The organism is Nonomuraea sp. bgisy101, from assembly GCF_057708945.1.
Genome location: NZ_JBYITD010000012.1, coordinates 1 through 22,317 on the forward strand (window position 1 = coordinate 1; position 22,317 = coordinate 22,317).

Annotated in this window: 19 protein-coding genes and 2 tRNA genes; 9 read left to right on the forward strand and 12 right to left on the reverse strand. The window is 69.9% G+C overall.

Features of this window, described 5'->3' with window-relative positions:
- Positions 1-281: 281 nt before the first annotated feature.
- From AC3EO4_RS22950 to AC3EO4_RS22980, 7 genes are all read right to left on the reverse strand, one after another.
- Positions 282-2,846, reverse strand: coding sequence for a valine--tRNA ligase (locus tag AC3EO4_RS22950; protein WP_431897689.1), 2,565 nt, complete (start codon positions 2,844-2,846; stop codon positions 282-284).
- 111 nt (positions 2,847-2,957) lie between these two features.
- On the reverse strand, positions 2,958-4,241 hold the full coding sequence (clpX, locus tag AC3EO4_RS22955) for an ATP-dependent Clp protease ATP-binding subunit ClpX (protein ID WP_379572676.1): 1,284 nt from the start codon (positions 4,239-4,241) through the stop codon (positions 2,958-2,960).
- Positions 4,242-4,416: 175 nt separating this feature from the next.
- Complete coding sequence (locus tag AC3EO4_RS22960; protein ID WP_379572675.1) at positions 4,417-5,040, reverse strand: ATP-dependent Clp protease proteolytic subunit; 624 nt, start codon at positions 5,038-5,040, stop codon at positions 4,417-4,419.
- A gap of 13 nt (positions 5,041-5,053) precedes the next feature.
- Positions 5,054-5,686 (reverse strand): ClpP family protease, encoded by a 633-nt coding sequence (locus AC3EO4_RS22965; protein ID WP_379572681.1) that lies wholly within the window; start codon positions 5,684-5,686, stop codon positions 5,054-5,056.
- 112 nt (positions 5,687-5,798) lie between these two features.
- Entirely contained in the window at positions 5,799-7,337 is a 1,539-nt protein-coding gene (locus AC3EO4_RS22970; RefSeq protein WP_379572674.1) for a Na+/H+ antiporter, read from the reverse strand.
- A gap of 98 nt (positions 7,338-7,435) precedes the next feature.
- On the reverse strand, positions 7,436-8,800 hold the full coding sequence (tig, locus tag AC3EO4_RS22975; protein ID WP_379572673.1) for a trigger factor: 1,365 nt from the start codon (positions 8,798-8,800) through the stop codon (positions 7,436-7,438).
- A gap of 167 nt (positions 8,801-8,967) precedes the next feature.
- The gene (locus tag AC3EO4_RS22980) at positions 8,968-9,834 is read right to left on the reverse strand and encodes a helix-turn-helix domain-containing protein (protein WP_379572672.1); all 867 of its coding nucleotides are present in this window, start codon (positions 9,832-9,834) and stop codon (positions 8,968-8,970) included.
- 227 nt (positions 9,835-10,061) lie between these two features.
- On the opposite strand from AC3EO4_RS22980, the gene AC3EO4_RS22985 reads away from it, so the two are divergent.
- Both AC3EO4_RS22985 and AC3EO4_RS22990 read left to right on the forward strand, forming a co-directional pair.
- Positions 10,062-10,529, forward strand: coding sequence for an ATP-binding protein (locus AC3EO4_RS22985; protein ID WP_379572671.1), 468 nt, complete (start codon positions 10,062-10,064; stop codon positions 10,527-10,529).
- A 132-nt stretch (positions 10,530-10,661) separates the two neighbouring features.
- Entirely contained in the window at positions 10,662-11,504 is an 843-nt protein-coding gene (locus tag AC3EO4_RS22990) for a M48 family metalloprotease (RefSeq protein WP_431897692.1), read from the forward strand.
- A gap of 235 nt (positions 11,505-11,739) precedes the next feature.
- Here the strand turns inward: AC3EO4_RS22990 and AC3EO4_RS22995 are convergent.
- A tRNA-Pro gene (locus AC3EO4_RS22995) sits at positions 11,740-11,813 on the reverse strand.
- Positions 11,814-11,902: 89 nt separating this feature from the next.
- On the opposite strand from AC3EO4_RS22995, the gene AC3EO4_RS23000 reads away from it, so the two are divergent.
- From AC3EO4_RS23000 to AC3EO4_RS23010, 3 genes are all read left to right on the forward strand, one after another.
- Positions 11,903-11,973: transfer RNA gene (locus tag AC3EO4_RS23000), tRNA-Gly, on the forward strand.
- Between the two features lie 226 nt (positions 11,974-12,199).
- Positions 12,200-12,808, forward strand: coding sequence for an NADPH-dependent F420 reductase (locus AC3EO4_RS23005; protein ID WP_379572669.1), 609 nt, complete (start codon positions 12,200-12,202; stop codon positions 12,806-12,808).
- On the forward strand, positions 12,809-13,444 hold the full coding sequence (locus AC3EO4_RS23010; protein WP_379572668.1) for a nucleoside/nucleotide kinase family protein: 636 nt from the start codon (positions 12,809-12,811) through the stop codon (positions 13,442-13,444). It abuts the gene before it with no gap.
- Here the strand turns inward: AC3EO4_RS23010 and AC3EO4_RS23015 are convergent.
- On the reverse strand, positions 13,428-13,868 hold the full coding sequence (locus AC3EO4_RS23015; protein ID WP_379572667.1) for a MarR family winged helix-turn-helix transcriptional regulator: 441 nt from the start codon (positions 13,866-13,868) through the stop codon (positions 13,428-13,430). The genes AC3EO4_RS23010 and AC3EO4_RS23015 overlap by 17 nt on opposite strands.
- Before the next feature lie 274 nt (positions 13,869-14,142).
- Here AC3EO4_RS23015 and AC3EO4_RS23020 point away from each other — a divergent pair, with 274 nt between their 5' ends.
- Positions 14,143-14,559: a RidA family protein gene (locus tag AC3EO4_RS23020; RefSeq protein WP_379572680.1), complete on the forward strand. Its 417-nt coding sequence runs from the start codon at positions 14,143-14,145 to the stop codon at positions 14,557-14,559.
- A 42-nt stretch (positions 14,560-14,601) separates the two neighbouring features.
- On the forward strand, positions 14,602-14,754 hold the full coding sequence (locus AC3EO4_RS23025) for a hypothetical protein (RefSeq protein ID WP_379572666.1): 153 nt from the start codon (positions 14,602-14,604) through the stop codon (positions 14,752-14,754).
- Positions 14,755-14,774: 20 nt separating this feature from the next.
- Here the strand turns inward: AC3EO4_RS23025 and AC3EO4_RS23030 are convergent, their stop codons facing one another.
- Entirely contained in the window at positions 14,775-16,826 is a 2,052-nt protein-coding gene (locus tag AC3EO4_RS23030; RefSeq protein ID WP_431897693.1) for a WD40 repeat domain-containing serine/threonine protein kinase, read from the reverse strand.
- Positions 16,827-16,837: 11 nt separating this feature from the next.
- Positions 16,838-18,565, reverse strand: a complete 1,728-nt coding sequence (locus tag AC3EO4_RS23035; RefSeq protein ID WP_431897695.1) for a trypsin-like serine peptidase — start codon at positions 18,563-18,565, stop codon at positions 16,838-16,840.
- Positions 18,566-18,622: 57 nt separating this feature from the next.
- Between AC3EO4_RS23035 and AC3EO4_RS23040 the strand changes: the two genes are divergently transcribed.
- Together AC3EO4_RS23040 and AC3EO4_RS23045 are read left to right on the forward strand one after the other, a co-directional pair.
- The gene (locus AC3EO4_RS23040) at positions 18,623-20,629 is read left to right on the forward strand and encodes a S9 family peptidase (RefSeq protein ID WP_431897697.1); all 2,007 of its coding nucleotides are present in this window, start codon (positions 18,623-18,625) and stop codon (positions 20,627-20,629) included.
- Positions 20,630-20,753: 124 nt separating this feature from the next.
- Positions 20,754-22,082 carry a TrpB-like pyridoxal phosphate-dependent enzyme gene (locus AC3EO4_RS23045; RefSeq protein WP_431897699.1) on the forward strand — a complete coding sequence of 443 codons (1,329 nt, stop codon included), beginning with the start codon at positions 20,754-20,756 and terminating at the stop codon, positions 22,080-22,082.
- On the opposite strand, the gene AC3EO4_RS23050 is transcribed toward AC3EO4_RS23045, so the two are convergent.
- The gene (locus tag AC3EO4_RS23050; protein WP_431897700.1) at positions 22,060-22,209 is read right to left on the reverse strand and encodes a hypothetical protein; all 150 of its coding nucleotides are present in this window, start codon (positions 22,207-22,209) and stop codon (positions 22,060-22,062) included. The two genes, AC3EO4_RS23045 and AC3EO4_RS23050, sit on opposite strands and share 23 nt — an antisense overlap.
- Between the last annotated feature and the right edge of the window lie 108 nt (positions 22,210-22,317).

A 22,317-nucleotide genomic window follows, 5' to 3' on the forward strand; every position in this document is an offset into this window, starting at 1 on the left:
TCTCAACTTACCCTGCCATTGGGCGCTTGTCCAATCGCATGGACGCCGTCCGAAGATCAAGTGAGTTTTCAGAGAGGGTGATGGGAGCCTAGCAGTCCCTGCGAGAGCTTCACATCCGAAGCGCCGCAGGCTACGTCGCCCCGCCTTGAAAAGAGTAGCAGCCACCCACGCGTGCGGCGTCCATCTTCGGTAACGAATAGGTCTTCCCCCGGTCCTTGTTGGCCAAACATGGCGAAGGGCCCGGAGTCGGAAACGACTCCGGGCCCTTCGCACACGGTCGGTCAGCCGGTCGGCAGCGCCGCCAGCTGGGCCTCCAGCCTGACGATGTCGGCCGCGGACGACTCCGCCCTCGCCCGCACCTTGGTCACCACGTCCTCCGGCGCCTTGGCCATGAACTGCTCGTTGCCCAGCTTCGCCGCCACCTGGGCGGCGTCCTTCCTGGCCACGGCCAGGTCCTTCTCCAGCCTCTTGCGCTCGGCCGCCACGTCGATGGCGCCGGCCGTGTCGATCTCCACGGTCACCCCGCCCACCACGAACGACGCCGTCGGCGAGAACGACTCTCCCGGCTCCTGCAGCTTGAGCAGCGATCTGATCGCCGTCTCGTGCGCGGCGACAGCCGTACCCGACAGGGAGAGCCTGGCCGCGACCTTCTGGCCCGGCTTGAGCCCCTGGTCGGAGCGGAAGCGGCGAACCTCGGTCACCAGCTCCTGCAGCGCGAGGATCTCGACCTCGGCGGACGGGTCGGCGTAGCGGGCATCTGCCACGGGCCACGAGGAGACCACCACGGACGTGCTCCCGGTGACCGCGCGCCAGAGTTCCTCCGTCACGAACGGCACCAGCGGGTGGAGCAGCCTGAGCAGCGCGTCGAGCACGTGCCCGAGCACGATCCGGGTCTGGTCGAGCCCCTGGGACAGCTGCACCTTGGCGAGCTCCAGGTACCAGTCGCACACCTCGTCCCACGCGAAGTGGTAGAGCAGGTCGGAGACCTTGGCGAACTCGAACTCCTCGAACGCCTCGTCGACCTGCTTGATCACGGTCTGCAGCCTGGACAGGATCCAGCGGTCGGCCGCCGTCAGCGAGGTGGGAAGCTCGCCGGTGGTCGCGCCGTTCATGAGCGCGAAGCGGGTGGCGTTCCAGATCTTGTTGCAGAAGTTGCGCGAGCCGGCCGCCCACTCCTCGCTGACGGCCACGTCGGAGCCGGGATTGGCGCCACGCAACAGCGTGAAGCGGGTGGCGTCGGCGCCGTAGCGGTCGATCCAGTCGAGCGGGTCGACCACGTTGCCGAACGACTTCGACATCTTCTTGCCGAACTGGTCGCGGACCATGCCGTGAAGGGCCACGGTCCTGAAGGGCGGCTGGCCGTCCATGGCGTACAGGCCCAGCATCATCATCCTGGCGACCCAGAAGAACAGGATGTCGTATCCCGTCACCAACACGGTCGTCGGGTAGAAGCGGGCCAGCTCGGGCGTCGGCGACGGCCAGCCCAGCGTCGAGAACGGCCACAGTCCCGAGGAGAACCACGTGTCGAGCACGTCGGGGTCCTGGAAGTAGCCGGCCGGCGGATCCTCGTCGGGACCGACGCAGACGACCTCTCCGGCCGGGCCGTACCAGACGGGGATCCGGTGGCCCCACCAGAGCTGCCGCGAGATGCACCAGTCGTGCATGTCGTCGACCCAGTCGAAGTAGCGCTTGGCCAGCTCCGGCGGGTGGATGCGGGTGCGCCCGTCGCGGACGGCGTCGCCCGCGGCCTTGGCCAGCGGCGAGACGTTGACGAACCACTGCAGCGACAGCCGCGGCTCGACCACGGTCTTGCACCGCGAGCAGTGGCCGACGGCGTGCAGGTAGGGCCGCTTCTCGGCGACGATCAGGCCCTGCTGGCGCAGCGCCGCGACCACGGCGGGGCGGGCCTCGAACCTGTCGAGCCCGAGGAACGGGCCGTGCGCGGTGATCACGCCGCGCTCGTCCATGACGGTCAGCGACGGCAGGGAGTGCCGGCGGCCGATCTCGAAGTCGTTGGGGTCGTGGGCGGGCGTCACCTTGACGCAGCCGGTGCCGAAGGCCGGATCGACGTGCTCGTCGGCGACGACCGGGATCCTGCGCCCGGTCAGCGGCAGCTCCACCTCGGTACCGATGAGGTGGGCGTAGCGCTCGTCGGACGGGTGGACGGCCACGGCCGTGTCGCCGAGCATCGTCTCGGGCCGGGTGGTGGCGACCACGATCTCGTCGGAGTAGCGGATCGAGACGAGCTCGCCCTCGTCGTCGCTGTGCTCCACCTCGATGTCGGACAGCGCGGTCAGGCAGCGCGGGCACCAGTTGGTGATGCGCTCGGCGCGGTAGATCAGCCCGTCGTCGAAGAGGCGCTTGAAGATGGTCTGGACGGCCCGCGAGAGCCCCTCGTCCATGGTGAAGCGCTCGCGCGACCAGTCGACGCCGTCGCCGAGCCGCTTCATCTGGCCGAGGATCTTGCCGCCGGACTCTTCCTTCCACTGCCAGACGCGTTCGATGAACGCCTCGCGGCCCAGGTCGTGCCGGGACAGCCCCTCCTTGCCCAGCTCACGCTCGACGACGTTCTGCGTCGCGATGCCCGCGTGGTCCATGCCGGGCAGCCACAGCGTCTCCATGCCGCGCATGCGGGCGCGGCGGGTGAGCGCGTCCTGGATGGAGTGGTCGAGCGCGTGGCCGATGTGGAGCACACCCGTCACGTTGGGCGGCGGCAGCACGATCGAGTACGGCTCGCGCCCGCTGCCCGGGTCCGCGCCGAAGTAACCGCCTGCTACCCAGCGCTCGTAGCTCTGGGTCTCGACGTCGGCGGGCGTGTACTGGGTAGGCAGCTCTGGCGTTGTCACGCGGTCAAGTTTAGGGACCTCGGGCGACTTCCGGGGAATCGTCGCTCCCGCCGGACACGGCGAGGCCCCCGGAGCGGACTCCGGGGGCCTCGCCGTGAGGGCCTTTTCGGGTCAGGCCGACTTCTCGCGCGGGGTGCGCTGCTGCTTGGCGGCCAACTGGTCGCGCGGGACGAGCGTGGGGATCGCGTGCTCCAGCACGGACTCGCGGGTGATGACCACCCGGGCGACGTCCTGCCTGGACGGCACTTCGTACATGACCGACAGGAGCACCTCCTCCAGGATGGCGCGCAGGCCTCGGGCTCCCGTACCGCGCAGGATCGCCTGGTCGGCGATCGCCTCGAGCGCGTCGTCGGTGAACTCGAGCTCGACCCCGTCGATCTCGAACAGCTTGCGGTACTGCTTGACCAGGGCGTTGCGCGGCTCGGTGAGGATCTGGATGAGCGCCTCACGGTCGAGGTTGTGCACCGAGGTGATGACGGGCAGCCGGCCGACGAACTCGGGGATCATGCCGAACTTCAGCAGGTCCTCCGGCATCACGTCGCCGAAGATGTCGGCGGAGTCGATCTCTTCCTTCGACCGGATGATCGCGTTGAAGCCGATGCCCTTCTTGCCGACCCTCGACTCGATGATCTTCTCGAGCCCGGCGAACGCGCCGCCGCAGATGAACAGCACGTTGGTGGTGTCGATCTGGATGAACTCCTGGTGCGGGTGCTTGCGCCCGCCCTGCGGCGGCACCGAGGCCGTCGTGCCTTCCAGGATCTTCAGCAGCGCCTGCTGCACGCCCTCGCCCGAGACGTCGCGGGTGATCGAGGGGTTCTCGCTCTTGCGGGCTATCTTGTCGACCTCGTCGATGTAGATGATGCCCGTCTCGGCCTTCTTGACGTCGTAGTCGGCCGCCTGGATGAGCTTGAGCAGGATGTTCTCGACGTCCTCGCCGACGTAGCCGGCTTCGGTGAGCGCCGTGGCGTCCGCGATGGCGAACGGCACGTTGAGCATTTTGGCCAGCGTCTGCGCCAGCAACGTCTTACCGGATCCCGTGGGACCGAGAAGCAGGATGTTGGACTTGGACAGCTCCAGGCCGTCGTCCCTGCCGCGGTCGCCCGACTGCACCCGCTTGTAGTGGTTGTACACCGCCACCGAGAGCGCCTTCTTGGCCTTGTCCTGGCCGATGACGTAGGCGTCGAGGAACTCGTAGATCTCTCTCGGCTTGGGAAGATTGTCCCACTTGAGCTCGGAGGACTCGGAGAGCTCCTCCTCGATGATCTCGTTGCAGAGATCGATGCACTCATCGCAGATGTAGACGCCGGGACCGGCGATGAGCTTCTTGACTTGCTTCTGGCTCTTCCCGCAGAAAGAGCACTTCAGCAGGTCTCCCCCGTCGCCGATGCGTGCCACCCCAGATACTCCTTTGCGTGGGACCGCCCTGCTCCCGCGATCCGTATCCTCCGGACCCGGTCCGAACCGCTCAGGTTTCGACGTTACCGTCTTCTGGGCCCTCAGTGAGCCCCCTGGCGGCGAGTCGCACCGGAACGTGCCCAATTGGGCACCGCTCCGGTGCGTCGCGTCTCGATCAGGAAGCGACGGCCTGAGCTCGCTTCTTCCTGGCCGGGATGATGTCGTCGATCAGACCATACGCCTTGGCCTCATCGGCGTTGAGAATTTTGTCGCGTTCGATGTCCTTACGAACTTCGGCCGCTGGCTTGCCCGAGTGCTTGGCAATGATCTCCTCAAGGAGGGATCGCATGCGCAGGATCTCCCGGGCCTGGATCTCGATGTCGCTTCCCTGGCCGCCGCCCTCGGTGGAGGGCTGGTGGATCAGGACCCTGGCGTTGGGCAGCGCGAACCGCTTGCCGGGCGTACCGCCGGACAGCAGCACGGCCGCCGCGGAGGCGGCCTGGCCGAGGCAGACGGTCTGGATCTCCGGCCTGACGAACTGCATCGTGTCGTAGATCGCCGTCATGGCCGTGAAGGACCCGCCGGGCGAGTTGATGTAGATGCTGATGTCACGGTCGGGATCGAGCGACTCCAGCGTCAGCAACTGCGCCATGACGTCGTTGGCTGACGCGTCGTCGATCTGCACTCCGAGGAAGATGATGCGGTCCTCGAAGAGCTTGTTGTACGGGTTCATCTCCTTCACGCCGTAGGACGTGCGCTCGACGAAGGAGGGGAGAACGTAGCGGCTCTCGATGTTCACTTCTCAGCTCCCCCTAGGAAACGGTGCCCTGCGAGGACACCTGGCGCGCGCTGCGGACCACGTGGTCGATGAACCCGTAGTCCTTGGCCTCGTCGGCGGTGAACCAGCGGTCGCGGTCGGAGTCGGCCTCGATCTGGTCCAGCGGCTGGCCGGTGTGGAAGGCGATCCGCTCGGCCAGCGTCTTCTTCACGTAGAGCATCTGCTCGGCCTGGATGGCGATGTCGGCGGCGGTGCCGCCGATGCCGCCCGAAGGCTGGTGCATCATGATGCGGGCGTGCGGCAACGCGTAACGCTTGCCAGAGGCGCCGGCGCAGAGCAGGAACTGCCCCATGGAAGCCGCCAGGCCCATCGCAACCGTGGCCACGTCGTTCGGCACGTATTCCATCATGTCGTAAATCGCCATGCCTGCGGTCACGGACCCGCCAGGCGAGTTGATGTACAGGTAAATGTCGCGGTCGGGATCATCGGCCGCGAGCAGCAGCAACTCGGCGCAGATGCGGTTGGCGATCTCGTCGTTGACGTCCGTGCCGAGCACGATGATGCGCTCGCGCAGCAGGCGCTGGTAGAGCTGGTCCTCAAGCCGGAAGGACGAGCCGTTCTCACGGCCTCGCGACTCGGGCTGATAGAAGGTCGGCGGGCTGGTCACAGCGTCACCTTCCGATGCGTCGTAATCGATGGGCTTTGCTTGTGACCTTAACGCGCACGGCCCACAGGTCATGCCCGGTCCACGGACTGTTCGCTGACGGCGCAGGTCGGCGTCAGTGGCCTCCGGAGGCGCGCCTGCGGTCCTCCAAGTCCAGTTCGTGCAGGAGTTTGCGCTGCGTGCGCGCGCCGATCCGGCCCTTGCGGTAGAGCTGGCCGAGTTTGTCCCTCTGCGCCTTGACCAGCTCCTTCCTGAGCTTGCCCATCTCGGGGCGCTCGTCCTCCTCGTCGAGGATCGAGCGGACCCTGTCCAGGCGCAGTTCGAACAGCTGGCGGTAGACGTCGGCCGTGCGGTCGTCGACGCGGTCGTCGGCGGCCATCTCGTCGATGCGGGCCAGCGCGGCCTCCAGCATCGCGGCCCTGCCGGCCGCCTCCTCCTTGACCTCCGCCTCGCTCTCCCCGAGGCCCAGCCTGCGCAGCAGCGGCGCGAGCGTCGTGGCCTGTCCCACGAGCGTCGCCAGCACGACGCAGGTGGCCAGGAACAGCAGCAGGGGCCTGTTCTCCACACCGAGCGGGATGGACAGGGCGATCGCCAGCGTGATGGCGCCGCGCATGCCCGCCCAGCCCATCACGACGCGCTGCCGTACGTCGATGGTCTCGAAGCGCCTGAAGCGCAGCAGCGGCACGACCACGATGGTCCAGAGCATCCGCAGGAGCACTGTGACCGCGATGACCAGCAGGACGGTTCCGGCCACATGCGGCCACGACTGCCCGCGCATGGCGGCGAACACGTCGGTGATCTCCAGGCCCAGCAGCACGAACAGCGTCGACTCCAGCAGGAAGACCAGAACCTCCCAGAAGACCTGTCCCGCCAGCCTGGAGGCGGGCTGCAGGACGCCCTGGCCCTTGATGCCCAGCCGGAAGCCGACCACGATCGTGGCGAGCACGCCGGAGAGGCCGAGCTGCACGGCGGGGATGTAGGCGACGAACGGCGTGACCAGGGACAGCACGATCTGCGCGCCCGGCTCTCTGACCAGCGGCCTGAGCCTGCCGATCACCCAGGCGACCGCCATGCCGTACAGGATGCCGCCGGCGACGACCTTGGCCAGTTCGACCGCCGTGTCGGCGGCGGTGACCTCGTGGGCCAGCGCCGCCAGCGCGAGCCCGAACATGGTCAGCGCGACGCCGTCGTTGACCAGGCTCTCGCCTTCCAGGATCGTGACCAGCCTGCGTGGCGCGCCGACCCGCTTCATGACGGTGGTCGCGGCGACGGGGTCGGTGGGCGCGACCGCCGCGCCGAGCGCCAGCGCCGCCGCCCACGTGAGATCGGGTACGGCCCAGCCGACCGCGAACGCGACGCCGAGCGCGGTCGCGCAGGTCAACGTGAAGGCCATGATGGCGATGGGACCCGCGTCCGCGCGTGTCTCGCGCGGCGCCGTGAGGAAGGCGGCGTGGTAGACCAGCGGCGGCAGGAACAGGTTGAGCACGATCTCCGGGTCGACGCGCACGTTCTCCACGCCCGGCAGCAGGCTCATCAACAGCCCGAGCGCGACCAGCAGGATCGGCTCGGGCACCGGGACCCTGCCGGCCATGACCCGGCCCACGACGAGGGCCACGGCGACCGCCAGCCCGAGGAAGAACAGCTCGCCACCCATGACCCTCCCGTCGACCGTCTCGCGAGTGCTGCCCCGAAAACGGCGAAACCCCCGTCCCGCGCGAGCGGAAACGGGGGTTTCGTGAGACGAGAGAGAGCTTACTCCTCGTTCTCGGAAGCCTCTTCGGTGGCCTCTTCGCCGTTGATCTCGGTGTAGATGGCCTTGAGGTCGACCTCGTTGCCGGCCTCGTCGACGACCTTGGCGGCGTCGCCGACGACCGTCTTGGCCTTGTCCCGGACGATCTCGACCATGGCCAGCGTGAGCTGGTCGTTGTCGGCGAGGTGCTGGGCCAGCGTGTTCGGAGCGACGCCCATCTGCATGGCGCGGCGGACCACGAAGTTGGTCAGCTCCTGCTCGTTGACGCCCAGCTCCTCGGCCTTGACGATCTTGTCGAGGACGAAGCCGGTCTTGATGGCCTTGACGGAGCTGGTCTCGAACTCGGCGAGGCGCTCGTCTTCCGTCGTCTGGTAGAGGCGGAAGTAGGCGTCGCGGCTCAGGCCGCTCTCGGCGATCTGGTGGTCGAGGTTGTGCTTGCGGGCGTCGACCTCGGCCTTGAGGGCGCTGTCGGGGATCGGGATGTCGATCTGCTCCAGCAGGGCGTCGAGGGCCAGCTCGCGGGACTGGACGACCTGGTCGACCAGCTTGTTGCGGCGGGCCTGCTCGCGGACGCTGTCCTTGAGCTCCTCGAGCGTGTCGAACTCGCTGGCCAGCTGGGCGAACTCGTCGTCGAGCTCGGGAAGGACCTTCTCCTTGACCGACTTGACGTTGATGATCACGTCGGCCTCCTCGCCGGCGTTCTCACCACCGACGAGCTCGGTGCGGAAGGTCTTCTCCTCGCCGGCGGACATGCCCTCGAGGGCGTCGTCCAGGCCCTGCAGGACCGAGCCCGCGCCGACCTCGTAGGAGACCTCGTTGGCCTGCTGCTCCTCGAGGTTGACGCCGTCGATCTCGGCGCGCAGGTCCATGACGACGAAGTCGTTCTTGGCGGCCGGGCGCTCGACGCCGGTCAGCGTGGCGAAGCGCTGGCGCAGCGCGTCGAGCTGGGCGTTGACGTCCTCGTCGCTGACCTCGGCGGTCGGGACGGTCACCTCGATGCCGGCGTAGTCGGGCACCTCGAAGTTGGGCCTGACGTCGACCTCGGCGGTGAACTCGATCTGCTCACCGTCTTCGATCTTGGTGACCTCGATGTCGGGCTGGCTGACCGGGAACAGGTCGACCTCGTCGACGGCCTGGCCGTACAGCTTCGGCACCGCGTCGTTGAGGGTCTCCTCGAGCACCACCGCGCGGCCGAAGCGCTGCTCGATGATGCGGGCCGGAACCTTGCCGGGGCGGAAGCCGGGGACGCGCACCTGCTCCGCGACCTTCTTGTACGCCGCCTGCATGCTCGGGCCAAGCTCGTCGAACGGCACTTCGACGGTGAGCTTCACCCGAGTCGGGCTGAGCTCCTCGACAGCGGTCTTCACGGGGTGGTCTCCTTGATCAAGCTTTGAGTGTTCGCGGGCGCGTACAGATCTCTGCGGCTCACGCGCCGCGCCCACATGATCGGTGTTGGGCATGCTCGCACCGGCGAATGTCCAACGCCGCACGCCAGTCTAGGGCAGAAGCGCACCCAAGCACGACGAACAGACGGTCAGATCTCGTCCTTGATCTTGTTCAGGAGGTCCACGGTCTCGTCAGGAGTGGTGCTGACCGCGCACAGGCGCTCCATGACCTCGGTGTAGCGGTCGACGTCCTCGCGCTTGTCGAGATAGAGGGCGCTGGCGAGCTGCTCGACGTAGACGACGTCGGGCAGGTCGTGGTCGGGAAAGCGCAGGATGCTGAACGCGCCGCCCTCCGCACTGTGTCCGCCGAAGTCGAACGGCATGACCTGGATGGTGATGGTGGGCTGGCGCATCAGGTCGATCAGGTGCTCCAGCTGGGCCTTCATCACCTCGGCGCCGCCGATGGGGCGGCGCAGCGCGGCCTCGTCGATCACCGCCCAGAGGATCGGGCCGCCGGGGCGCTCGAGCACGCGCTGGCGTTCGAGGCGCAGGTCGACCCTGCGGGCGATCTCGTCGCCGCTGACGCCCGCGGAACCGGCGGTGATGACCGCCTTGGCGTACTCCTTGGTCTGCAGCAGACCGGGGACGAACTGGACCTCATAGGTCCTGATGCGGGCCGCGGCCTCCTCGAGGCCGACATAGGCCTGGAACCACGAGGGCAGCAGGTCGTTGAAGCGGTGCCACCAGCCCGGCTCGTTGGCCGTGGTCACCAGGTCGAGAACGGCCTTGCGGGCGCCTTCTTCCGCCACGCCGTACAAGGTGAGCAGATCCGCGACGTCGCGCTCCTTGAACCCGACGCGGCCCAGCTCCATACGGCTGATCTTGGATTCGGAGCCCCTGATGAGGTGTCCCGCCTCTTCCCGCGTCACGCCGCGCGACTCCCGCAGCCGGCGAAGCTGGGAGCCCAGGAGGATGCGCAGAGCCGTTGGCCCCGAGCCCGGCGGGTTCTGCGTCACAATGCCTCCTCTTCGGTCCGCACACAGTGTCACTAGTTACAGGCCCCATGACAAGGTCTCAGCCTTGTGTCCGCAATGCCAGTAACCACGCGGCGATTGCACATTGCAGCTGCACGTGCATTTGGGTCTTGCAGCGCCGCTTGTAGTGACCCATGATGGTCGAGTGCATATAGGTGGCAATCACCGACATATGCACTAATTTCAGGATTAGTGGAGGTATTGGCGGGATGGTGGAGGACCCTCTGGCCACTGCCACCTGCCTGCAGATCACCCGCGAGGTCGGCTTCGACCGCCTTCTGCGTGCCGAGCAGCCGGGCACCACCGCATGCCCCCTCCCCTTCAGGGCCGACTCGGTCCGCACGGCCAGGGACGTGACGCGCTCGACCCTCGACGACTGGGGCCTTTCCGAACTCGGCGACGACGCCGCGCTCGTGGTCTCCGAGCTGGTCACCAACGCCGTCAGGTACGCCAGAGGCAACCGCCACATCACGCTCCTGCTGATGCGCGCCGCCCCCCACGTGCTGCTGGCCGTCGCCGATCCCAGCGACGAGGTGCCCACGCCGAAAGAGCCCGACTTCATCTCCGAGAACGGGCGCGGCCTCTACATCGTCGAGACCTACAGCGAATGCTGGGGCTGGGACTGCCTCGACGGCGGCGGCAAAGCGGTGTGGGCGCTCTTCCACACCGGTTCCTGATTTCGTATCCTTTTCGCAACGAAGGGGAGTACCTCTCAACAGCCTGGTCGTCATCACGGCGATCCGCCCGGCCAGGCGGCCCTTGAGGCGAGGAAGACCTTCCGGTCCTGAATGGAGACTGGAGGTCGCCCCATGCGCATGCTCGTGCCGATGGCCCTGCTCGCCACCGTCTACGGCGCCGTTCTCGCGGGCCTCGTGCTCGCCGGCGTCCCCCTCTACGCCGTGGCCGGCATCGCGGGCGCCGTCCTGCTGGTGCAGTGGCTGTCGACCGAACGCGTGGCCAGGCGGATCACCGGGGCCCGGTTCGTCAGTGCCGAGCAGGAGCCCGAACTGCACGCCGTCCTCGATCGGCTGTGCGCGCTGACGGGGCAGGACAAGCCGCGGCTGGCGCTCAGCCCCTCACCCGCTCCCAACGCGTACACGGTCGGCAGGTCGCGGCGCGGCGCGACCGTCATCGTCACCCGCGGGCTCCGCGAGCGGCTGACGCCCGACGAGCTCGCCGCCGTGCTCGCGCACGAGATGGCCCACATCCAGCACCGCGACGTGGCCGTCATGACGCTGGCGAGCTCGTTCGCCATCTTCATGGCGTGGATCGCCAAGACCACAGGACGGACGGCGCTGGAGGCCCCCGGGCTGTTCTTCGAGGAGTTCCCCTTCGGCCTGCTGATCGGGCTGAGCGTGCTGCTGGGCGCGGGCGCGTTGGGGCTGGCGAGCTTCGTGGCGCACCTGCCGCTGCGGGCGCTCAGCAGGGCGCGCGAGCTGGCCGCCGACCGAGCCGCCGCCGACCTGCTCGGACAGCCGGGGCTGCTGGCCTCGGCGCTGCTCAAGATCCACGAGGCGGACGGGATCCCGCTGACGGATCTGCGGCGAGGGGTGCCCGCGCTGGGGCTGGTCGCCTGCCGTACGCGCAAGGGCTCACTGATGGCGACCCACCCGCACGTGCACGTCAGGGTCGAGCGGCTGCTGGCCCGGTGACGCAGGGGCGCGCCGCAGCTCGAACACCCAGATCTACCCGACAGTGGAGCAGGTGACAGGGACACCGCCCCGCACCTTCCGCCAGTGGGCTCTCGCCCATCGCGCGGCTTTCGCCGGAGACGGCGGCACGGCCTGGTTCCGATCACTGAGTTGGATGACGGCTTCAGTCATGATGCGAAGACACCCAGAAGGCCACTCCCGATCGTGTGGAGTGGCCTTCTCGCAGGTACAGAAGTCGGGGCGACAGGATTTGAACCTGCGACTTCCTGCTCCCAAAGCAGGCGCGCTACCAAGCTGCGCCACGCCCCGCGACGTCGGTTACGCATGCGCTCCGGGACTCCGGTACGCTTACGCCCTGACGACCGGATGAAGTCTAGACCAGACTTCGACCGGCTCGCGCGGACGTAGCTCAATGGTAGAGCCCTAGTCTTCCAAACTAGCTACGCGGGTTCGATTCCCGTCGTCCGCTCAGAGAGGCGAAAGGCCAGGTCACCCGCATGGGAGACCTGGCCTTTCGCGATCTTCAGGAATTCTTTTCGATCTCCCGTGCCCGACGCGTCCCCGACGCGCTTTTCATTCCCTTTGCGAGTGCGAGGCGGACATCACCCTGGGGATCCGGTGTGGGCCGCGCTGCGTGCCGAGCGGGGAGGATCCAGGCCGGAATAGCGTGGCGGCGCGGGGGCGTTGCCGCGTCCATGGTTATCGGACTGATCGGCAGCGGTTTCATCGGCGGCACGCTGGCCAGGCTGGCTGTGGACGCGGGCCACGAGGTGGTCCTCAGCAACTCACGCGGCCCCGAGACCCTCGCCGGTCTCGTCGAGGAGCTGGGGCCGAGGGCGAGAGCGGGTACGGCGGAGGAGGCGGCGCGGGCGGGCGACGTGGTCGTGGTGACGATCCCGTTCGGGCGCTACCGCGAGGTGCCGCAGGTCGACTCGATCGTGATCGACACCAACAACTACTACGCCGCCAGAGACGGCCATGTCGCCGAGCTGGACTCCGGCGAGACGACGAGCAGCGAACTGCTGGCCGCGCATCTGAAGGGCGCCAGGGTGGTGAAGGCGTTCAACACCATCTACTACCGCGACCTGGCCACGCAGGGCCTGCCGAAGGGCGCGCAGGGCAGGCGGGCGCTGCCGATCGCGGGCGACGACGAGGAGGCCAAGCGGGTGGTGGCCGAGCTGACGGACGCGTTCGGGTTCGATGTGGTGGACGCGGGGCCGCTGGCCGAGGGCCGCAGGTTCGAGCCGGACACGGCGCCCTACAACAGGCGCCACACCGAGGCCGAGCTGCGGCGGGCCCTGTAGGTGCGGCCGATCTCGCCCGCGCTGCTCGTCGAGGAGCTGGCCGAGCTGGTCGCGGCGCGTCCGCGGGACGCGTGGGTGCGGGTGCTGGTCGACGGCGCGCCGGCCGCGCGGCCTGATCTGCTGGCCGACGAGCTGGTCGAGCCGCTGCGGGTGCGTGGCAGGGCGGCGCGCCGGGTGTCGGCCGGCGACTTCCTCAGGGCGGCTTCGCTGCGCCTGGAGTACGGCAGGACCGACCCTGACGCCTTCTACGACGACTGGCTGGACGAGGAGGGGCTGCGCAGGGAGGTGCTGGAGCCGCTGTCGCCGGGCGGTTCCGGCAGGTTCGTGCCTTCCCTGTGGAACAGCGAGACCGACAGGGCGACGCGCGCGCCGTACGAGACGCTCCCTGAGGGCGGGGTGCTGCTGCTGGACGGCACGTTGCTGCTGGGGCGCGGCCTGCCGGCCGAGCTGAGCGTTCACCTGTGGCTGTCGAAGGCGGCCCTGGTACGGCGCTGCGACCCGGCGCAGGCCTGGCGGCTGCCCGCCTACGAGCGCTACGAGCGCGAGGTGGCGCCCGCACGGTCGGCCGACGTGGTGGTCAAGGCCGACGACCCGCGCCACCCGGCGCTGGCCGGACCTCTCACCGGTCTCCGATGATCTCTTCGCGAGACAGCTCCGACAGCATCCGCACGGCGCGCAGGAAGGCATCGCGATCAGCCGAGGGCAACCCTGCCAGCAGGCGGTCTTCGTTGGAGTGGATGTCGGCCTGCACCGCCCGGCGGACTCTCCTGCCTTCCTCGGTGATCTCGAGCAGTCTCGCGCGACGATCGCCGGGGTCCGGCACGCGGGAGATCAGTCCCGCCTCCTGGAGCCGGTCCAGCGTGGTGATGATGCGCGTCTTGTCGGCCCCGATCGACTCCGCCAGGGCGGCCTGGGTGCGCACCGCGCTGCCGTCCAGCGCGCTGAGCACGGAGTAGCCCCACATGGAGATCCCGTGCTCGGCCAGCACGGGCAGTTCCGCGGCGATGAGCGAGCGCACCAAGGGCTGCAGCATCGCAGCGAGGTCGTGACGGTCTGACACGTGCTCCAAGATACCCATTGACAGACGATAAGCGTATGTAGATTATATGTCGACGCCTACGAACGACGAAGGCTCCGACCTCTTCGGCTATGTGGCGCGTTCCTGGGATGCGGCGAAGGCGGACGTGGCCTGGGCCCTGGACATCGGGGCCGGCCGGAGTGGCCTTCGTGCCGCGGGTCAGGTGATCGGGCGGATCGCGTCCGGACGAGATCGCCGCGATCCTCGGCCGCTCTCCGAGCCGGCCGGAACAGCATTTCTCTGTGAGAGGCATTCAATGACGGCAAGTGTTCGATTGATCCGTGTCGACCGGCTCGGGCCGACCGTCGACTACGCCTACGCCGCGGTGGTCGACGCACCTGTGCGGTCCGTCTGGGTCGCGGGGGCCTGTCCTCTTGATCTCGACGGTGAGACCGTCGCGATCGGGGACTACGCGGGCCAGACCCATCAGGTGATGCGCAATCTCGTGACCGCGCTGGAAGGGGCGGGCGCCTCGCTGACCGATGTCGTCAAGACGACGGTGTACGTGGCCTCGTCCCGGCAGGACGACCTGGTCCAGGCGTGGGAGGTGTACCGGGAGTACATGGGTGAGCACGACGTCCCCAGCACCCTGCTCGGGGTGAGCGTGCTCGGCTACAACCATCAGCTGGTCGAGGTCGAAGCCGTTGCCGTGATCGCCGGTGCGGCCGGCTGATGGCGGTCACCCAGAGGATGCGGCATCGCGAAGATCTCGGGCATGGGGCCGTCCCCGCCATGCGCACCCGGATCCTGGCGCTGGCCGCCGGCCTCGCGCCGCGAGTTCTGGGGGCTGTTCGCCCTCCCCGACGCGGCCAGGACGCTCAAGGTCAAGATCGCCGACTTCCGCGATCTCCAGGTTCCCGTCCAGTAGCCGTCAGGTGGGCCCGCCGCTCAGGTGAGCCGCCACACGCGCAGGGTGTCGTCGCCTCCCGCGCTCACGACGACCGTCCTGCCGCCGAGCACGGCGGTCGCCAGGCCGAACACGTTGTGGTCGTGGTCCTTGAAAGGCCTGCCCACGTCCTTGCCCGTGGCCAGGTCGTGGACCCTGGCGGTGCCGTCGTTGCCGCCCGAGACCACGAGGGTCCTGCCCGCCACCTCGGCCACGGCGATCGAGTAGACCCAGCCCGAGTGCCCCAGGTACGGCAGGCGCCGCTCGCCGCCCGTCGGCTCGTCCACCCACACCTCCTGGTCTCCGCCGCCGGACAGCACGACGGTTCCGCCGTCGAGGGTGGCGGTCTCGACGACGGAGGCCTGCCCCGTGTGGGTCGTGACGCTCTCGCCTTCCCCGCTGTGGAGGCTCCAGCGCTTCACCTCGCCGTCGGCGCCCGCCGTGAAGAACTCGGCGCCTGCGGCGGCGACGGAGAAGACGGCGCCCGAGTGGCCCTTTCTCCTCTTGCCGATCTCCTTGCGCGTGGACAGGTCCCAGACGCGCACGGTGCCGTCGCGGCCTCCGGTGATCGCCACGGGTCGCCCGTCGTCCTGCGCGACCGCCAGGGAGAACACGGGTTCGCCCTGGTCGATGGGCCGGCCGAGAGGTTTGCGCCGTGCCAGGTCCCATAGTCTGACGGTGCCGTCGTCGCTCCCGGAGACGGCGATCCTGTCGCCGTCCAGGTCGGTGACGGCGACCTTGCGCACCCAGTTGGTGTGGCCCGACAGTCTGGCCAGGGGTCGGCGGGTGGCCAGGTCCCACAGGCGGACCGTGCGGTCGCGGGAGCCGGATACCACGACCTGCCTGCCGCCCACGGAGGTCGTCGCGACGGTCTCGACGTCGTCGGTGTGGCCGCGCAGCGTGCCGAGCGCCTTGCCGACCGCGTCGGCGGAGAACCTCGGGGGTGAGGGGGCCGCGGTGGGGGTGGGCCCGGGTCCGGCGGTGGAGGTCGGCGCCGTGGTCACGCCTTTGGGCGAAGGGCTGACGGTCGTGGCCGAGGTGACGGTGGGGACGGGCGGGTCCGCGCTCAGCCACGACGGCACCGCGATCGCGGCTCCCGTCACGACGGCCGCGCAGGCGACGGCGGCCACGCCGTAGGCGACCTTCCTCCTGGCCCTGCTCGGGACCGTGTCGAGACCCTGGCCGAGCGGGTCGGTCCGGTGGGGAGAGTGGGCGGCCCCCGGGGGCGCGGAGCGGTGGGAGATGAGGGCCAGCATCGCCTGGGAGGCGGAGGGGCGCGCCGCGGGGTCCTTGGTCAGGCAGTGGGCCAGGAGCTGCCGCAGTTCGTCCGGGATGGCCGACAGGTCGGGCTCGGCCGTCAGGATGCGGTGCAGGACGGCGGGGATGCTGTCGTGGCCGAAGGGGGGCCGTCCCGTCGCGGCGAACACCATCGTTGCCGCCCAGCTGAAGACGTCGGAGGCGGCGCCGACCCGCTGCCCGCCGATCTGTTCGGGCGACATGTAGGTGGGTGTGCCGACGACGCCGCTGGTCGTGGTGCCCATGGTGTCGAGCGCCCGCGAGATGCCGAAGTCGATGACCCTGGGCCCGTCGGGTCCGAGCAGCACGTTGGCCGGTTTGAAGTCGCGGTGGACGATGCCCGCCTGGTGGATGGCGGCGAGCGCGGTGGCGGTGCCGACCGCGATCCTGTGCAGCGCCGCGCCCGAGCGCGGGCCTTCCCGCTCGACGCTCTTCTGCAGGGAGACACCGTCGATGTACTCGCTGACCACGTACGGCGCGCCGTCGCTCTCGCCCGCGTCGAGGACCCGCGCGGTGCAGAACTCCGCCACCTGCCTGGCCAGCTCGATCTCGCGCAGGAAGCGGGCGCGCACGTCGGGGCCGTCGGCGTGGCGCGCGTGCAGCAGCTTGACCGCGACGCGCTCGCCGTCGCCCGTCTCCGCGAGGTAGACCGCGCCCTGGCCGCCCTCACCCAGCCGGTCGAGCAGCCTGTACGGCCCGAGCCGTACCGGATCTCCTGGCTTGAGCATCGCGCCCCTGTCCGTCTGTTGTGCGGGCATTCGGGCGAACATCATCCCAAGGCGGCGGAGACGGTGCGCGCGATGGCCGGGTGAGAGAGGTATTCCTCCACGTCGTGGGCGCGCTGCAACGGGTTGTCCACCGCGCGCTCGTCCACCTGGCACTTCCAGTCGTCGCCGAGCGGGCAGCCGATGCACACGGGGTCGGAAGGGCACCAGGCGTTGAGCCACGCCCCGACCCCGGGTGGCCGGGAGGTGCCGCCCGCCAGCAGGTTGCGGTGCACGGCGTCGAGGCCGAGCGGGCTGCCCGCGGTGACGAGCAGCGGCACCCGCACCCGTGCGGGGAGCGAGGCCATGAGGTCCATGACCACGACGCTGCCGAGACCGTGCGCCACGACCACGAGCGGGCCCGAGCGCGGCACCGTGCCGAGGACGGCGTCGAGGACGCGGCGCCGTACAGCGTGATCGTCGAGGTAGGTCGCGACGTCGCGGAAGACGCAGGCGATGAGCGCCTTGTCAAGGTTGGTGGCGGAGGCCAGCCAGGCCAGCGCCCCGTGCAGGCCGGTGAGCAGGCCTTCGCGCCGGGAGTCCTGCGGCATTCCCGCCATCATGGCCGCCTCGCCGACGAGTTGCTCGTACAGCAGCCGCGCGGTGGGCGAGGCGGGCGCCTCGGGGGCCGGCTCGGCGAGCCGGTCGGCGTAGGCGGGAAGCCACACGTCGCCCGGGTCGAGGGTGGGCAGGTCGGCGAGCGTGAGGCCCTTGTTCAGCCCGGCCGTCCACCGCCTGCGCGTCGCCGTGGGATCGAGGCGTTCCTGGCCCGTGCCGGGCAGGAACAGCAGATGCCTTCCGCCGCCGAAGGCGGTGGGCCGCGCCACGAGACCCGTGCAGGCAGGGGCGGGAACGGGCCGCCCGGCTACGGCGGGCGGGCCCAGCCCGGCGGCGGGCCCCAGCTCGGCGAGCAGGACCCGCACCTCGGCGGCCACCTCGCGCCCCGCCAGGTGGGCCAGGATGGCGCTGACCCGCACACCCGTGTTCGACGCCCTGCCCTGCCCGCCCTGCGGATCGTCGAGCGCGGCGTGGTGCAGCGCGACGACCTCCCACTGGTCGTTGAAGACCGGCGAACCTGGGCTGCCAGGCTCGGCGCCGGTCGTGTACAGCAGGCGCAGCTCGGACTGCTCGCGCAGCTCGTTGTGCCTGATGGAGATCTCCTTCGGCCTGCCGGGCGGGTGGCCGACCACGTTCACGGGCTCTCCTGCGACGATCTTGCCCTGCTGGGCGATGAGGGGGTTCCAGCCGAACAGCGCTCCCGCCTCCGTCCCGTCTGTCCCGGCCTTCACCAGGACGAGGGTGTAACCGAGGCGTTCGTCGGTGAGGAAGCAGCCGTCCGGGTCGAGCCGGAACCTGGCCGGCGGCTGCGGCCGGTCGCCGGCGCCCGGCCCTGCGCCGAACTCCGCGATCACGCCGAGCGCCGAGGACGGCGTGGGCAGCACGTGATGGGCGGTGAGCAGCAGCCTGGGCGAGACCATGAAGCCCGTGCCGGGGGTGCCGGCGGAGATCCGCGCGACAGAGGTGACGGCCCTGGCTCCTCTGGCGAGGAAGGTGGCGTCCCGGGAGCCGGCCGCCACCGCGATGATGCGCTCGTACAGCGGCACGCCCCTGGCGACTCCCTCGCCGAGGAGCCGCTCGATGGCCGAGACGGGCACCTGCCCCTGGGCCACCAGGCGTTCCGCCCTGGCCGCGAGCTGCTCCACGTCGTCCACGATGCGCGCGATGGGGTTCATGCGCCCAACGTGCTCCGCGGCCGTGGCGATCGCATGAGTAGGGCCATACTCAGGATCATGACCTTTCCCCGCCAGTACGCCAGAACCGCCAGATTCCGCCATGGGACCTCCCGCGACTTCACCGTCTCCCCCGACGGGCGACGGGTGGTCTTCCTGCGCTCGCTCGGCGCCGAGGACCCGGTCAACCGGCTCTGGACGTTCGATGTGGATGCGGGCGAGGAGCGCCTCGTCGTCGACCCCGGCGCGCTGCCCGACGCCGAGCCGTCCGAGGCCGAGCGCGCCCACAGGGAGCGCACCCGCGAGTACTCGGGCGGCATCACCGCCTATGCCACCGACGCCGCCGTCACCAAGGCGGTCTACACGCTCAACGGCCGGCTGTTCCTGGTGGAGCTGGACAGCGGGGCGGTCAAGGACCTCGGCTGCGAGGGCTCGGACCCGCGTCTGGACCCGACGGGCACGAGGGTCGCCTACGTCGCCGACGGCGCGTTGCGGGTGGTGGGCGGCCTGTCGGTCGACCCCGACGGGCCCGAGGTGACCTGGGGCCTGCCGGAGCACGTCGCCGCCGAGTCGATGTACCGCCACCGGGGCCACTGGTGGTCGCCGGACGGCGCCGTGCTGCTGGCCGCCCGGGTCGACAACACGCCCGTCGAGCGCTGGCACGTCGCCGACCCCGCCAACCCGGCGAGCCCGCCGCGCGTCATGGCCTATCCGAGGGCGGGCACGCCGAACGCGGACGTCTCGCTCTGGCTGGTCTCCATGGACGGCGGCAGGATCGAGGTGCGGTGGGACCGCGCGGCCTTCGAATACGTCGCCCGTGTCGCCTGGACCGCCCACGACCTGCTCGTGCAGGTGCAGAGTCGCGACCAGCGCACGACCAGGATCCTGTCCGTCGCGCCCACGGGCGAGACCACGGCGGTGCACGAGGACACCGACACGGCGTGGGTGGAGCTCGTGGCCGGCGTGCCCGCCCGTACCGCCGGCGGCGCGCTCGTCCGCACCGCCGACGTCGGCGACACCCGCCACCTGGTGGTCGGCGACGCGCCCGTCACCCCGCGCGGGCTGCAGGTCGTCGCGGTGCTGGGCGTGGACGGCGACACCGTCCTCTTCCAGGCGACGGACGAGCCGACCGAACGCCACCTGTACGCCTACGACGGCACCCTGACCAGGCTCACGACCGAGCCCGGCGTCCACACGGGCGTGCGCGCGGGCGGTACGACCGTCGTCGTCTCCCGCACGCTCGACCGGCACGGCGTGCGCGTCCGCGCCGGTGAGCACGAGATCGCCTCCGTGGCGGCGACACCCGCGCTGCGCCCGCGGGTCACGCTGCTGCGCCTCGGCGAGCGCGAGCTGCGCTCGGCCCTGCTGTTCCCGAAGGGCCATGTCGAGGGATCCGCTCGGCTGCCCGTCCTCCTCGACCCGTACGGCGGGCCGCACGGCAGCCGCGCGACCGCCGTGCTGGACGACTACCTGGTCTCGCAGTGGTTCGCCGACCAGGGCTACGCCGTCCTGGTGACCGACGGAAGGGGCACGCCCGCCAGGGGTCCCGTGTGGGAGCGGACGATCAAGGGCGACAAGCTCAGCCACGCGCTGGAGGACCAGATCGACGCCCTGCGCGCGGCCGCCGCGGCCCACCCCGACCTCGATCTCGGCAGGGTGGGCATAAGAGGCTGGTCGTTCGGCGGCTACCTGGCCGCGGCCGCCGTCCTGCGCCATCCCGAGGTCTTCCACGCCGCGGTCGCGGGCGCGCCGGTCACGGACGCCCGCCTGTACGACACCCACTGGCAGGAGCGCTATCTCGACCAGGACGCCGCAGCCTACGACCGCAGCACGCTCATCGGGGACGCGCCCAAGCTGAGCAGGCCCCTGCTGCTCGTCCACGGCCTCGCCGACGACAACGTGTTCGCCGCGCACACGCTCCGCCTGTCCAGCGCGCTGCTGGAGGCGGGCCGCCCGCACGCCGTGCTTCCGCTGTCGGGGGTGTCGCACATGACGCCGCAGGAGGCGGTCGCCGAGAACCTCCTGCTGTTCCAGCTGGACTTCCTCGACCGCAGTCTCAAGGACTGACCCTCGGTCGGCGGCGGCCGCGCGGTGACCGTCCTCACCTGCGCGGCCGACCCGTCGCGGTCGTGCCGCAAGCCGTGGACGGATTCCGCTGGAACGCCGGGGTGGACGGGTTCAGTATGGGTTGATGACGCCCAGCCACTGGTACAACATCGTTCCCGACCTGCCCGCCCCGCCCCCGCCGCCGCTGCACCCTGGCACGATGCGGCCGGTGGGACCGGAGGATCTCGCGCCGCTGTTCCCGATGGACCTGATCGCCCAGGAAGTGAGCACCGACAGGTTCGTCGAGATCCCGCAGGAGGTGCTCGACGTCTACCGGCTGTGGCGGCCGACGCCGCTGATGCGGGCCCACCGCCTGGAGAGGGCCCTCGGCACGCCCGCCCGCATCTACTACAAGTACGAGGGCGTCTCGCCTGCGGGCTCGCACAAGCCCAACACCGCGGTGCCGCAGGCCTACTACAACGCCAAGCAGGGCGTCCGCCGCCTCACCACCGAGACGGGCGCGGGGCAGTGGGGCTCGTCGCTGGCCTTCGCCTGCGCCCAGTTCGGGCTCGAGTGCGAGGTGTGGATGGTGCGCGCCTCCTACGACCAGAAGCCCTACCGGCGCTCTCTCATGCAGGTGTACGGCGCGACCGTGCACGCCAGCCCCTCGCCCGTGACCGGAGCGGGAAGCAAGGTGCTGGCCGACGATCCGGACTCGCCGGGCAGCCTGGGCATCGCGATCAGCGAGGCGGTCGAGGTGGCCGGCGCGTCGGACGACACCCGCTACGCGCTCGGCTCGGTGCTCAACCACGTGCTGATGCACCAGACCGTCATCGGTGAGGAGGCGCTCCAGCAACTGCCCGAGATGCCCGACGTCGTCATCGGCTGCACGGGCGGCGGCTCGAACTTCGCCGGCCTTGTCTTCCCGTTCCTGCGCGAGAAGCTGGCGGGCAGGATCGCGCCGGTGCTGCGGGCGGTCGAGCCCGAGGCCTGCCCCTCGTTCACCCGTGGGGTCTACGCCTACGACTTCGGCGACACGGCGGGGTTCACGCCGCTGCTGAAGATGCACACGCTCGGGCACGACTTCGTCCCCGATCCGATCCACGCGGGCGGGCTGCGCTACCACGGGATGTCGCCGCTGCTGTCGCACATGTACGAGCTGGGGCTGTTCGAGGCGGTCGCCAAGTCCCAGACCGAATGCTTCGAGGCGGGGGTCCGTTTCGCCAGGACCGAGGGCATCGTGCCCGCCCCCGAACCGACGCACGCGCTGGCCGAGACGATCGCCGAGGCGCTGCGCTGCAAGGAGAGCGGGGAGGAGAAGGTCATCCTGACCGCGCTGTGCGGGCACGGTCACTTCGACCTGGCGGCCTACGACCGCTACCTGGCGGGCGGGATGGAGGACTTCGCCCTGCCCGAGGAGCGGATCTCGCAGTCGCTGTCGGCGCTGCCCGTCATCCGGACGCCTTCCGCCTGATCGAGGGGAAGCACGGGGCCGTGCGAAGGAAGGTCCTGATGCCGATCCTGGCCATCGCGTTCTCGCCGGCGAACTGCTCGGCGGCCCTGAGGGAGTCGCGGACGGCGGCGAAGCCGTACTCGCGCATCCGGCTCTCGTAGCCGGCGATGGCCTCGATCGGCGGTCGTGCCGTCCTTCCAGGGGCGGCGCCGACGCTCGCGGAGACGCGGTGACCCTTGGGCGGTTCAGGGGGAAG